Source organism: Streptomyces sp. NPDC048590, assembly GCF_043199535.1.
Classification (GTDB): Bacteria; Actinomycetota; Actinomycetes; order Streptomycetales; family Streptomycetaceae; genus Streptomyces.
In genome coordinates this window covers 292,221-305,251 of the sequence record NZ_JBICWC010000007.1, presented here as the reverse complement: position 1 = coordinate 305,251, position 13,031 = coordinate 292,221, and the positions used below count along the sequence as shown (strand labels likewise).

Annotated in this window: 11 protein-coding genes and 1 pseudogene; 8 read left to right on the top strand and 4 right to left on the bottom strand. The window is 68.4% G+C overall.

The features are described 5' to 3' along the window. Positions 1–334: 334 nt before the first annotated feature. Positions 335–1,762 (top strand): MFS transporter, encoded by a 1,428-nt coding sequence (locus ACGFNN_RS22240; protein ID WP_393558218.1) that lies wholly within the window; start codon positions 335–337, stop codon positions 1,760–1,762. A gap of 53 nt (positions 1,763–1,815) precedes the next feature. Here the strand turns inward: ACGFNN_RS22240 and ACGFNN_RS22235 are convergent, their stop codons facing one another. Together ACGFNN_RS22235 and ACGFNN_RS22230 are read right to left on the bottom strand one after the other, a co-directional pair. After that, positions 1,816–2,502, bottom strand: a complete 687-nt coding sequence (locus ACGFNN_RS22235) for an SDR family NAD(P)-dependent oxidoreductase (RefSeq protein ID WP_362555814.1) — start codon at positions 2,500–2,502, stop codon at positions 1,816–1,818. A 50-nt stretch (positions 2,503–2,552) separates the two neighbouring features. After that, positions 2,553–4,265: an IlvD/Edd family dehydratase gene (locus tag ACGFNN_RS22230; RefSeq protein WP_393558216.1), complete on the bottom strand. Its 1,713-nt coding sequence runs from the start codon at positions 4,263–4,265 to the stop codon at positions 2,553–2,555. A gap of 49 nt (positions 4,266–4,314) precedes the next feature. On the opposite strand from ACGFNN_RS22230, the gene ACGFNN_RS22225 reads away from it, so the two are divergent. Genes ACGFNN_RS22225 through ACGFNN_RS22210 form a run of 4 tightly spaced genes read left to right on the top strand, consistent with a single transcriptional unit; the run spans position 4,315 to position 7,981 of the window. Next, entirely contained in the window at positions 4,315–5,160 is an 846-nt protein-coding gene (locus tag ACGFNN_RS22225; RefSeq protein ID WP_393558214.1) for an IclR family transcriptional regulator, read from the top strand. Beyond that, entirely contained in the window at positions 5,157–6,056 is a 900-nt protein-coding gene (locus tag ACGFNN_RS22220; RefSeq protein ID WP_393558212.1) for an SMP-30/gluconolactonase/LRE family protein, read from the top strand. The genes ACGFNN_RS22225 and ACGFNN_RS22220 overlap by 4 nt, the downstream gene beginning before the upstream one ends. A gap of 33 nt (positions 6,057–6,089) precedes the next feature. Beyond that, complete coding sequence (locus ACGFNN_RS22215; protein ID WP_393558210.1) at positions 6,090–6,950, top strand: fumarylacetoacetate hydrolase family protein; 861 nt, start codon at positions 6,090–6,092, stop codon at positions 6,948–6,950. An 8-nt stretch (positions 6,951–6,958) separates the two neighbouring features. Continuing rightward, the gene (locus tag ACGFNN_RS22210) at positions 6,959–7,981 is read left to right on the top strand and encodes a zinc-binding dehydrogenase (protein WP_393558208.1); all 1,023 of its coding nucleotides are present in this window, start codon (positions 6,959–6,961) and stop codon (positions 7,979–7,981) included. 20 nt (positions 7,982–8,001) lie between these two features. Here ACGFNN_RS22210 and ACGFNN_RS22205 read toward each other — a convergent pair whose 3' ends face one another. After that, positions 8,002–9,009 (bottom strand): LacI family DNA-binding transcriptional regulator, encoded by a 1,008-nt coding sequence (locus tag ACGFNN_RS22205; RefSeq protein WP_362555802.1) that lies wholly within the window; start codon positions 9,007–9,009, stop codon positions 8,002–8,004. A 276-nt stretch (positions 9,010–9,285) separates the two neighbouring features. Here ACGFNN_RS22205 and ACGFNN_RS22200 point away from each other — a divergent pair, with 276 nt between their 5' ends. The 3 genes and pseudogenes from ACGFNN_RS22200 (at position 9,286) to ACGFNN_RS22190 (ending at position 11,652) form a co-directional block, all read left to right on the top strand. Further along, positions 9,286–10,083 (top strand): SGNH/GDSL hydrolase family protein, encoded by a 798-nt coding sequence (locus ACGFNN_RS22200; protein ID WP_393558206.1) that lies wholly within the window; start codon positions 9,286–9,288, stop codon positions 10,081–10,083. A 275-nt stretch (positions 10,084–10,358) separates the two neighbouring features. Continuing rightward, positions 10,359–10,663, top strand: a pseudogene (locus ACGFNN_RS22195) (hypothetical protein); the annotation flags it as partial. Positions 10,664–10,716: 53 nt separating this feature from the next. Continuing rightward, complete coding sequence (locus ACGFNN_RS22190) at positions 10,717–11,652, top strand: DUF5655 domain-containing protein (protein WP_393558204.1); 936 nt, start codon at positions 10,717–10,719, stop codon at positions 11,650–11,652. Between the two features lie 99 nt (positions 11,653–11,751). On the opposite strand, the gene ACGFNN_RS22185 is transcribed toward ACGFNN_RS22190, so the two are convergent. Continuing rightward, positions 11,752–12,498: a DNA-methyltransferase gene (locus ACGFNN_RS22185; RefSeq protein ID WP_393558202.1), complete on the bottom strand. Its 747-nt coding sequence runs from the start codon at positions 12,496–12,498 to the stop codon at positions 11,752–11,754. Positions 12,499–13,031: the final 533 nt, after the last annotated feature.

The window sequence follows — 13,031 nt, the reverse complement described above, 5'->3', positions numbered from 1 at the left end:
ACAGTCGCTCCGAGCGACCCCTTGTCCGCACGACCATCTCCGGCTACGTTGCTCACACGTTTCACTTTTACGTTTCAGTAGTGGGTGTGAGCGGCCTGCAAATGCCACTCACCCGCTGCCAGAACCGCGTCCGACCTGGAACGAGCGGTGAAGACTGCCGGCTTGCCCCGCCGGGCTGTGAAGCCGGCCTGCCACGCACGGACGTAGCCATGGACACCGGTTCTCCGGGGTCATCGACACGGGTCGGCCCCCAGCTGACTCGTGCCGGGCCCCGGCACGCCCCTCCTGCCGGCCATCCGTCGCCCCTTCAGCACACCCCAGCGGAGTCCACTCCATGACCGCAGTACAACCGGCCCCGTCCCACGTCTCCGAACCCTCGGCGCCCGGAACGTCGATGATCTATCTCGGCGGACCACCACTGCGCCGCTACCTCATCGTGTACATCCTGGCTATGGCCGCGATCACCGCGGTGAACGGAGGTATCGGAGGCATTCTGCTGCCGCTCCAGGTCCAGGACATCGAGTTCGCCCACTGGTTCACCGGGACGGACGCGAGCGCGAATCTGCAGCACCTGACCGACCTCAAGGCCGCCATCGAGGCGGGAACCACGACGGCCACGGCGCACCAGCAGCACCAGCTCGACCTGCTCGACTCCTACGAAGCGGCGCGGGCCAGTCACTTGTCGATCGTCACCGGAGTGGGCGCGATCGCCATGATGATCGTTCAGCCCGTCGTCGGCCTGCTGTCGGACCGTACCCGCTCCCGATGGGGCCGTCGCGCCCCGTGGATCGCCGCCGGAGCGGTGCTCGGCGCCGCGCTGATGCTCGCGGTGCGCTACTCGGCCGGAATCGGCCTTCTCATCGCCTTCTGGGCGCTCGTCCAACTCATGATGAACGCGGCCCAGGGCTCACTGAACACGACCGTTCCCGACCGGATTCCGGAGAACAAGCTCGGTACCGCGTCCGCGCTCTCCGGCATCGGGACCCTGCTGGGAGTGCTCGTGGGCGCCGTGGCTGCCGGCGCCCTGTTCGACTCGATGGGCCTGGACACCTACTACCCGTTCGCCCTGGCTCTCGCCGTGACGGGTCTGCTGTTCGTGCTGGTCGCCAGGGATCGTTCCTCGACCGACCTCCAGGTGCCCGAAGCCAACTGGACGGACCTGCTGAAGTCGTATCTCATCCCGCTGCGGTCGTCCGACTTCCGCTGGGTGTGGTTCGCAGGCCTGATGGTGATGCTGAGCTACGGAGCATCCAACGCCTTCAACCTCTACATGCTCCAGAGCTACATCCGTCCTGCCCTGAGCACGGCGGAGGCCACCCGTCTCATCCCGCTCATGACGATCGCCATCATTCCCGGCACGGTCATCTCCATGCTCGTTACCGGCAGGTGGTCCGACCGGATGGGACGACGCAAGCCCTTCGTGATCGGCGCCTCGGCTCTGTTCGCCGTTTCCATGGCCGTACCTCTGGCCTGGCCGACCCTGCCCGCCATGTTCGTGCAGAACATCCTTGGCGGCCTGGGCGCGGGGTGCTACCTGGCCGTGGACCGGGCCCTGCTGATCGAGGTGCTGCCCGACCGAGAGGCAGCCGGCCGCGACCTCGGTGTCGGCGCCACGGGCATCAACCTCGGCCAGGCGGTCGGTCCCGTTGTCGCGGGCCAACTGGTTGTGCTCACCGGCGGATACGGCAGTGTCTGGGTACTCTCGCTGATCGCGGCCCTCATCGGTGCCGCCGCCATCCTCCGGGTGCGCAACGTCAGGTGACGAGTGCAGGGACCGGCCCCGCCCGCGGTGCCGGTCCCGCCCGCACTCAGACGTCAGTAGGTCGCCCTGCCACCACTGATGTCGTAGACCGCACCGGTGGAGAAACTCACGCGGTCCGACGCGAGGAAGGCGACGAGTTCAGCCACTTCCTCTGGGCGACCGATGCGCCTCATCGGGATGAGCCCGGTGATGTGGTCCAGGACGTCGGGGGCGGTGGAGTCGTTCATGGGGGTCGCGATGACGGCAGGCGTGATGACGTTCACGAGAACTCCGCTGGTGGCGAGTTCCTTACCCGCGGACTTGGTCAGGGCGATCACGGCGGCCTTGGACGCCGAGTAGACCGACAGGTTGGGGTTGCCGTCCTTCCCGGCCATGCTGGCGAAGTTGACGACGCGGCCCCAGCCGCGCTCCCGCATTCCGGGCACGAAGGCCCGCATGGCGTTGACGGTCCCGAGGACATTGACGTCGAGGACCTGTCGCCATTGTTCAGGCGTGGTCTGCAGAAGCGGTGCGTTCGGTCCGACGATGCCGGCCGAGTTCACCAGGATGTCCAAGGGTCCTATCTCGGCGGCCAGGCGACTCAGTTCCGCCGCGTCCGTCACATCGGCCGCCACGTCCGCACCGGCCAGATCGAGCGTGGTCACCTTGACGCCGTCGCCGCGTAGCCTTTCGGCCGCGGCCGCGCCCAGACCGCTGGCACCTCCGGTGATCAGGGCTGTCCTGGGAGGGGTGGTCGTCATGTCTCTCCTCGTGTGCAATCGCGGAAAGGTAAGGGCGTGGGGTCGGCGGTTCAGTGGGATTCGCGGCTGACCTCGGAGCCGCTGGAGCCGATGAGGAAGTCGAGATCCGCACCGGTGTGGGCTTGCTGGACGTGGTCGACGTAAAGGCGCTCCCAGCCCCGCTTGGGCTGGGCGAAGCCGTCGAGAGTCGCCTGGTTCGGAGCGCGGCGGGCGAGTTCGTCAGCAGGTACGTCCATCTCGATCCGGCGGGCCTCGACGTCGAGGCTGACGATGTCCCCGGTGCGTACGAGGGCGAGCGGTCCGCCCGCAGCCGCCTCGGGTGCCACGTGGAGCACCACCGTGCCGTAGGCGGTTCCGCTCATGCGGCCGTCGCAGATCCGGACCATGTCGCGTACCCCCTGCTCCAACAGCTTTTTCGGCAGAGGCATGTTGGAGACCTCGGGCATGCCTGGATATCCCTTGGGTCCACAGCCGCGCAGGACGAGCACCGAGTCCGCGTCGACGTCCAGATCCGCGTCGTCGATGCGGGAGTGGAAGTCCTCGATGGAGTCGAAGACGACGGCTCGGCCGCGGTGCCGGAGGAGGTGCGGGGAGGCGGCGGCGGGTTTGATGAGGGCGCCGTCGGGGGCGAGGTTGCCGCGGAGCACGGCGATGCCGCCTTCCGCGACGAGCGGCTCCTTGCGCGGGTGGATGACGTCGGCGTCCCAGACGGCGGCGGCGTCGAGGTGCTCGACGAGCGGCCTGCCGGTGACGGTGAGCGCGTCCGGGTCGAGGAGATCCCGCACTTCGCGCAGCACCGCGAGCAGACCGCCGGCCCGGTGGAAGTCCTCCATGAGGAACCGGCCGGCCGGCTGGAGGTCGACGAGGACGGGGACGCGCGAGCCGATGCGGTCGAAGTCGTCGAGGGTGAGGTCGATGCCGAGGCGCCCGGCGATCGCGAGAAGGTGGACGACGGCGTTGGTGGAACCGCCGACAGCGGCGAGCGCGACGATCGCGTTGTGGAAGGACGCCTTGGTCAGGAAGGTGCCGGGGCGACGGTCGACGCCGACCATCTCGACGGCGAGGCGGCCGGTCTGGTGGGCGTCCTGCAGAAGTCGGCTGTCGGGCGCGGGAGTTCCGGCAACGCCCGGCACGACCGTGCCGAGGGCCTCGGCGACCAGGGCCATGGTGGAGGCGGTGCCCATGGTGTTGCAGTGGCCACGGCTGCGGATCATCGCCGACTCGGAGCTGGTGAAGTCCTCCTGACTGAGCGTGCCGCCGCGGACCTCCTCGGACAGCTTCCATACATCGGTGCCGCAGCCGAGCGGCTTGCCGCGGAAGGAGCCGTTCAGCATCGGTCCGCCGGGGACGACGACCGCGGGCAGGTCGACCGATGCGGCGGCCATCAGCAGCGACGGGATCGTCTTGTCGCAGCCGCCCAACAGCACGACACCGTCGAGGGGGTTGGCCCGCAGCATCTCCTCCGTGGCCATCGCCGCCATGTTCCGCCACAGCATCGCGGTGGGCCGCACGTTCGTCTCGCCCAGCGACACGACGGGCAGATCGAGTGGGATGCCACCGGCCTCGTACACGCCGTTGCGTACCGAGGCCGCCACCTCGTTCAGGTGGGCGTTGCAAGGGGTCAAGTCGGAGGCGGTGTTGGCGATGGCGATCTGCGGGCGGCCGGTGAAGGCGTTGTCCGGCACACCGCGGCGCATCCAGGCCCGGTGGATGTAGGCGTTGCGATCCTGGCCCGCGTACCACTGCGCGCTGCGAAGCTTCACCTGTACCCCTTTCCAATAATCGGTACATCGGTCTAACGTTTGGAACGCTATGGACAATACGCAGACGTTCGACGGATCGAAAGCCCCCGGACCCAAGAGGTCCGAGTCCGCCGTGGATGGACCAACCGCAGCTCAGAGCACGGGGCCTGTCGGCTCCGACCGGGTACTCGCCGTACTCAAAGAGCTCGCACGTCATCCGGACGGCGTGGGCTTGGAAGAGCTGACACGGGTGATCGCCAGCCCCAAACCGACCGTGCATCGCGCGCTGCAGTCGCTGCGCCGGGCAGGTCTGGCCCAGCAGGACGCGCGCGGGCGCTACCTGCTCGGCGACGAGTTCCTACGCATGGCCTTCGCTCACCACGAAGCCCGTCCCGACCACGTACGTGTACGCCCTTCCCTGGAGGCTCTTGCCGAGCGGTTCGGCGAGACTGTGCACTACGCGGTGCTCGACGGCCACGAGGTCGTCTACCGCGCCAAGGTCGACCCGCCCACCGGAGCCGTGCGTCTGACCTCCACGGTCGGTGGCCGCAACCCCGCGCACGCCACGGGGGTCGGAAAGCTGCTCCTCGCCCACGAGTTGCGCACCGTAGGGGACGTCGAGACATGGATCGGCGACGGACCGCTGGAGCGGCGGACTGGGCGGACTCGCCACACCGCCGCGGAACTGCACGAGGAGTTCGAGGCCGTCCGGAAACGCGGCTATGCCCTGGACGACCAGGAGAACGAGCCGGGTGTCAACTGCCTGGCCCTCCCCGTGTACGCGAACTCGGCGACGACTCCGTCCGGCGCGGTGAGCGTCAGCGCGCTGACCTACCGCACGCCACTGAGCACCCTGATCGAGGCGTACGACGAAATTCGTTCCCTGCTGGATCCGTTGGGAGCACCACTCCAGTGACCGTACGACGACTGGCTGCCGCGAGCGTCGAAGCCTTCCAACTCGCCGAAGGGCCGGTCTGGGACACAGTCCGGCAGCGCCTGCTCTGGGTCGACATCCTCGCCGGGTACGTCCTCGAAGGCTCCGTCGACGACACCACCGGCCGCGTCACGGTCACTCGGCGTCACTCCTTCGACTCGATGGTCGGAGCGGTCGCCGTCTCCGACGACGGCACGCTGCTCATCGCCGCTCAGGAGCACCTGGTGGTTCTCGGCATCGACGGCACTCGCCGCGCCGGTCCTCGGATCGTGCCGCCCGGCGTCCGGCGCCGCCTCAACGACGGATCGACCGACCCGTCCGGCCGGTTCCTCGTCGGCACCCTCAGCCTCGACGGCCCGTCCCAGCGGGAGACGCTGGTCCGCCTGGAGCCCGATGGCAGGCTCACCGTGCTCGACATGGACCTGGCACTGTCGAACGGCCTGGCCTGGTCCACCGACGGACACACGCTCTACAGCGTCGACACCCTCCAACACACCGTCTGCGTACGCGACTACACCCACGACGACGCCGAACGCCGTGTCCACCTGCGCATCGAAGACGGCCACCCAGACGGCATCGCGCTGGACGCGGAAGAACACCTCTGGGTCGCGGTGTGGGGCGCGGGCGAGATCCGCCGCTACTCCCCCACCGGTGCCCTCACCTCACGCTTGGCCGTCCCTGCACCGCACACCTCGTCGGTGGCGTTTGCCGGCTCCGATCTGCGCACCCTCGTCATCACCACCGCAAGCGTGGACCTCACGGATGCCCAGCGGGGTCAGTACCCCGATTCGGGACGTCTGTTCACGGCCCGTGTGGACGTTCCTGGCGCGCCCGTGCCCTCGTGGTCGGCCCCCGCCGATCGCACCCTCCCCTGCTGACCTCCTCCCCCTCATACCCTGGAGACTGAGCTCGTGTATCTGATGCGCATCGGCACCGTCGGCGCCGAGAAGCCCGTCGCCCGCCTCGACGACGACACGTACGTCGACCTCTCCGACATCGTCACGGACTTCGACGAGTCGTTCTTCGGTTCGGGCGGTCTCGACCGCGTCCGGCCCGTCGTGGCCGAGCGCGCGGCGGCTGGACAAGTGTCCCGTTTCTCCGGAGAGCGCATCGGGGCGCCCATCGCCCGCCCCCACCAGATCCTGTGCATCGGCCTCAACTTCCGCGACCACGCGGCGGAGTCCGGCATGGCGGTACCGGACGAGCCGATCCTGTTCACGAAGTCGCCGAACACCCTGGTCGGCCCCGACGACGACGTGCGCATCCCGCGCGGTTCCACCAAGCCGGACTGGGAGGTGGAGCTCGGCATCGTCATCGGCAGCCGCACCAGCTATCTGGATTCGGTGGAGGAGGCTCGCGACGCCATCGCCGGGTACGTCGTCGTCAACGACGTCAGCGAGCGCGCCTTCCAGTTGGAGCGTGGCGGTCAGTGGGCCAAGGGCAAGTCCGCTGAAACCTTCAACCCTGCCGGGCCTTGGCTCGCGACCACCGACGAGATCGACGACATTCTCGCTCTCGACATGTGGCTCGACCTCAACGGGGTGCGCCGCCAGACCGGAAACACCAAGACGATGATCTTCGACCCGTACTTCATCGTGCACTACCTGAGCCAGTTCCTCGTCCTGGAGCCGGGCGACCTCATCAACACCGGCACCCCGCCCGGCGTCGGCATGGGATTCAAGCCGCCTGTGTGGCTGCGCCCCGGCGATGTGATGGAGCTCGGCATCAGCGGTCTGGGGAGCCAGCGCCAGCACGTCCTCGGCCCTCGGTGAGGGGAGTCATGCGCGCCTTCATCCTCACAGGCCCCGGTACGTACGAGGTACAGGAGCTGCCCGCTCCGGCCGCCGCCCCCGGCGAGGTGGTCATCGACATCGAACGGGTCGGAGTGTGCGGCACCGACATGGAGTTCTTCACCGGCGAGATGGCCTACCTGCACCAGGGCCACGCGTCCTTCCCGATGCGCCTCGGCCATGAGTGGTCCGGCCGCGTACGCACGGTAGGGGCCGGCGTCGGCCAGGAGTGGCTGGGACGCCGGGTCACAGGCGACACCATGATCGGCTGCGGCGAGTGCCGGCGCTGCCTGCGGGGACGCGGGCATGTGTGCGAGACGCGCCGCGAGGTGGGTGTCCGGGACGGTCAGCCCGGCGCGCTGGCCGAGCAGCTCGCCGTTCCCGCCTCCTCGCTGCACCCGCTGCCGGACTCCGTCGACGCCACGCTCGGCGCGCTGGTGGAGCCGGGCGGCAACGCTCTGCGCGCGGCGCGTGCCGCGACGCCGGACGGGAATGAACGGGTCCTGGTCCTCGGGCCAGGGACGATCGGCCTTCTGGTCGCGATGTTCGCGCGGGCCAGGGGAGCCGAAGTACACCTCATGGGCAAGACCCGGGCTTCCCTCGACTTCGCCGGCCTTCTCGGATTCGACCAGCTCTGGCAGGAGGACAGCCTCCCGAATCTGCCGTTCGACGCGATCGTCGACGCCTCCAACGCGCCGCACCTGCCCGGCCTCGCAGTGGAGTTGGTGGAGCCTGGCGGCAGGGTCGTCTGCATCGGCCTTGCCGGTGAGCCGAGCCGGATCGACACCCGCACGCTCGCGCTCAAGGACGTCACGGCTGTAGGGCTCCTCTCGGCGTCCCCGGCTCTCGACGCGACCATCAGGGCGTACGCGGACGGCTCGGTGGATCCCAGGCCTCTGGTGGCGGCGACCGTGAGCCTGGAACGGGCCGGAGACGTGCTCGCCGGGAGCCGCCCACTCGGCGCTGGAGCGGGCCCCAAAATCCACGTGGATCCCCGACTCATCGGGAACTGAGGGGGCGCGAAGGACCGAGCTCAGGCCGATTGCCGGACAACCACGGTGGCCAACTCACCCCGCGGCTGTCCGGATGCCTCCGGTGGGTCCTGGCGCCGCAGGACGGCCTGAGCCAGTCCCCCGGCCACGCCGCCGATGTGCTGATCGACAGTGGTGAGGGGCGGTTCGGCGAACTGGGCGACCGGAATATCGTCCACCCCGATGACGGCGAGGTCACGTGGGGCTTCCATGCCCGCCGCCCGCATGCCGGCCAGCAATGCGAAGGCCACCTCGTCATTGAAGGCACATACCGCGGTGACGCCGTCAGTTCGCCACTGCTGAGCGATGTCCGTGGCAAGGTCCCTGTCGGAGCCGATTTCGCGCACCACGGGTGAATCAATGCCCAGCTCCCGGCAAGCCTGGCTGACCCCCTGGAGGCGCAACTCGCAGAAATCGGCCAGCCGTGGGTCGACCGGCGCCGCATACCCGATGTGCCGGTGTCCGGTGGCAGCCAAGTGGCGTACCTGCACTTCTCCGACGCGGTGCTGCGAGTGCGCCAGGGTGTCGTGCACGGCGTCCTCGGGGTCACGCCGCCATGCATTGATCACCTGGATGCCGGCCGCCTCCATCCGCTTGCGCCGGTCGGCCTGGACCGGAGCCAGCATGACGACGGCCCGCGGCGCGAGGTCCGCCCACAGCGAATCGTTCGCGCCGCCGTCCTCGATGCGGGTGACCACACTCAAGCCCTGCTGACGCAGAATCCGAGTGAGCTGCTCAACCAGTTCGATCGCGGTATGCCCGAGCGGCATGTCCGCGAAAAGCAGCAGAACGATATCGCTCTGCCCTTTCCTCAACGCACGAGCCGCGGCGGATGGTGTGTAGCCAAGCTTCGCGACTGCAGCGTGGATCCGCTCCTGAGTCTCGGCAGCGATCTTCTGGTGCTGCACGTCATTGAGTACGTAGCTGACTGTGGTCTGTGAGACACCCGCCTCCCGAGCCACGTCTGCAGCCGTGACACGTCGCTGCCGAGCCACCGAGCCTCCCCGCATCCGCTCTGAAGATCCGCTCCAGCGGAGCCACTGAATCGTAACAGTGGATTCCCGCAGGCCAGATGTACACGCCTTGAGATGAGACCACCGGACCATATGCCGGTATCGACCGGCACGACGAGCGGGGGATCGAGGACTACCGCCGAGATTCCGCGATCAATCACGCACAACACCTTGACCTCAAGTAAAGGTCGCCCTAGTTTACTCGGCGTTAACCTCCGTCGCCGAGACCGCCTGAAGCGATCGCCGGCGACCTCCCCCCTCCCGGAGGCATCAATGACAAGCCTGTTCCTTCGTTCTCTCGCCGCCCCGCTCCCTCTGCTGGCCGCCGTCGGCCTGCTCTCCGCCCCCGCCCACGCGGCAACTCCCGGCTACGACTCCACCACCCAGTACGTAGCCATGGGTGATTCCTTCTCCGCCGGTGTCGGCGCACCCGGCGGCGACACCGACTGCGGTCGAACGGCACAGGGTTACCCCGCCCTGTGGGCCAATGCCCACGGCATCACCAGCTTCACCGACGTCACCTGCGGCGGCGCCGTGACCGACGACGTACTCGCCAACCAGATCTCCGGCCTCAACGCCGAGACCGACGTCGTCACCATCACCATCGGCGGCAACGACGCCGCCTGGGGCGAACAGGTCACCACCTGCATGTCCGGAGACAGCGCCTGCACCACCTCCATCAACAAGGCCATCGCCGATATGCCTGCCATCACCGCCAAGCTCGACACCACCTACGCCGCCATCCACCAGGCCGCACCCAACGCCACCGTCTACGTCCTCGGCTATCCCCTCCTCTTCGAAGAGACCGCCAGCTGCTCGGTTCTCATCGCTCCCAACCAGTTCCAGCGCAAGGAAATCAACCGCTTCGGCAAGGCCCTCAACCAGGGCATCGCCAGCAGCGCCTCCAAGGCCGGCTTCAAGTACGTCGACGCCCAGCCCTCCTTCGCCGGCCACGCCGTCTGCTCCAACCAGTCGTGGTTCCACGCGATCGCCGACCTTCCCCCGCTCCACCCCACCGCCGACGGCTACAAGCTCGGCTATCTGCCCGCCCTGACCTCCGTCACCGGCTGATCCTCCCTCAGCGGGGGAGCTCGACAGGATCGAGCTCCCCCGCGACGTGGTTCCAAACCCCTCACGAGACCCGGCCGATCCCCTTCCCCAGTTCGGTGGGCTCCCAGGTCGAGAAAGTGGCGCGCAATCTGCACGACCTCGATGCCCGTACCGATGAGCTCGGCCGTCCGGAACGCACCAACGCTGCCTTGCACACGTTCCTCACGAGTTGCCGCGGCTAAGACGGTTTCCTACGTGGGGTCGGCTCGCTGGCCCAGTTAAAGGGCGGGGTGCGAGCGGTTCGCGGCAACCTGACACTCCTGCAGGCAATTGCCATCTCCGACCGATGGGGAACCGCCCAGTACGGACGCTCACCGGGCTCCTCGCAGCACCGGCAACCACCACCGCGACGCTCGCGCCCTTCGCAGGCGCAGCCCTCGCCGCGCCCCTCGGTGGCTACGGACCACTCTTCGATCCCCCGGCCGGGCTTCCCCTCATCGCAGTCCCATATGCGGCATGGCAACTTCTGTCGAGCGATCGAAACCTCGGTGACAAAGGAACCCGCACGGCCCTGCCCTCGGACCGCCCACGAGCGGAATAAGCAGGGCTTTCGTTCGATTGGCCTTCTTGCAGAGATCGTAGGAGGGGGCGCTGATGGCCGAGCTGATGATGTTCCGGCAGGACGCGGACGGACGGGATGTCGAGCTGGCCGGCTCGACCGTGGCGCTGGAGGTGGAGCTGCAGCGGCGGGTCGAGGCCGGCCTGGAGCAGATGCTGGGTGTCCGTTTCCTGGCATCGGAGTACCAGACCGGCCCCTGGCACCGAGGGCGGATCGATACCCTGGGGCTCGATGAGAACGGCAGCCCAGTGGTGATCGAGTTCAAGAAGGGCTCGGACAGCGGCGTGATGTCCCAGGCGGTCTCCTACCTGTCCTGGCTGGAATCGGCGCACCACGAATTCGAGGCGCTCGTGCGCAAGGTGCTGGGGGCGGAGGCCGCCGAGTCCGTCGACTGGCGTCGTCCGCGGATGATCTGCATCGCGGCGGGCTTCTCGCACCACGACCGGGTGGCGGTGCAGAGGTTGCCCGAACGGATCGACCTGGTGCGCTACCGGATCTTCGACGGTGGCCTGCTGGGACTGCTGCTCGTGGACTCCGCGACCGGCTTTCCGAGCGCTGCCTCGTCTCGCCGGGGCCGGGAGCGGGCACCCGTGGCGGACAGCGTGCCGACGGCTTCGGCGGTCTCTCCGCCTGTGGGTGGAGGAGCGGTGCCGGAGTGCCTGCGGGACCTGTACGCGGAACTGGACGAGGCACTCACGGCATGGGGCGAGGTGGAGGTGGCGTCCCTGCGGCACTACATCGCCTACCGGCGGTTGGTGAACGTGGCGTCGGTGATCTTCCGTCCGAAGCACGAGGCGATCCTGGTGTACCTCAGACTCGACCCGGACACGGTCGAGTTGGAGGAGGGCTTCACCCGTGACATGCGCGGTATCGGACACCTCGGGACCGGCGACCTGGAGGTCCGCGTCGTCTCGGCAGCCGGCTTGGAGAAGGCGGCGCCGCTGATCCGGCGGGCGTTCGAGGCGGCCTGACGTAACAGGAGGGGCGGCTGGCGCATCGGTTAGTCGATGCTCCAGCCGCCCCTCTGGCGTCTGTGGGCCGCCGGCCCTGGCCTCTCTTCGCTCTCACGTTCATGCCTCCGGTCCGGCCAGCTCGAAGTCGTCCTTCGTCAGTTCGGCCCTCAGCCGCTCCTCGGCGACGTCGGCGTAGTGCTCGGACAGCTCGACGCCCAAGAAGCGGCGTCCCTCGCGCAGGGCCGCGACCCCGGTGGAGCCGCTGCCGGTGAACGGGTCGAGGACGGTGCCGCCCTCGGGGCAGACCTGGACGAGCTGCTGCATGACCTCGACGGGCTTCTGGGTGATGTGAACTCGGCCCTTGCGGGGCTGGGAGGCGATGTAGTGCCCCGGCAGGTAGAGGTCGCGGGTGTTGTCGAGGGAGCCCTTGACGCCCCAGATGATGAACTCCGAGTCCTGCTTCGGCCCGCCCTTGCGGGGTCGGCTGGACGGCTTGATCCACGGGATCGTGCCGCTCCAGGTCCATCCCGCCATCTGCAGGGCGTCGGAGGTGGTCGGCTCCTGTCGCCAGTCGGTGAAGACCATGGCGACCGCGTGCTCGGTCGAGGCCCGGTACGCCTCGGTGAGCAGTTCGGTGAGCCAGGAGCGGTAGGAGCGCTGGTCGCGGTTCTCGCCCGGGAAGTTGGCGAGGTCGTGCGCCGAGTTGCTCGTGACGTACTTGGCGCGGGCGGTACGGCCGGTCCGGTCGGAGCTGGTGCGGCCCCCGGAGTTGTACGGCGGATCGGTGATCACCGCCTGGACGCTCTCGTCCGGGAGGGACTTCAGGACGGTCAGGGCGTCGCCTCGGTGCAGCGTGTAGCTCATGGGGAGGGCCTCTCTTCGGGCGCGGCGGAGTCTGGACCTGTTCCGGACAGCGCTCAACGGCGTGCATCCGGTGCGAGGTTGCAGCGGAGGTTAACGGCGAATTCCGGCCGCACCTAACGAGGTGACTCCCTGCTTCGGGCCCCTGGATGGCAGTCGTTTGGCGCGGCCGGAATCCCGGTCTACTGTCTCGCCGTGCCACCGGGAAGGAGCGCTGCTCCACCCCCGTTGAGCTGTGCTTATCCGTGCTGTCTCGTCCAATCGGGCGGCGTCGGAGGCATGTTGCCCATCTGCCCGCGAGCGCCGTGAGGAGGCCCCTGTGCACTGCCTGAGATTACGAGCGCGGCTGGCTGCCGCGCGTGACCTGAAACCGGCGTCCTGGAGCTACCAACTCCTCTGACCCGGGCCCGCCGAGAGGCGGATGCACATCGGCGCGGTGCCGACGGCTTTGCACGAGAAGTCGGCACCGCGTCTCCTTCGAACACCGAGGAGCCGCTGCGATGCAGCATGCCCTGACACACCCGCGCCCCGACCCA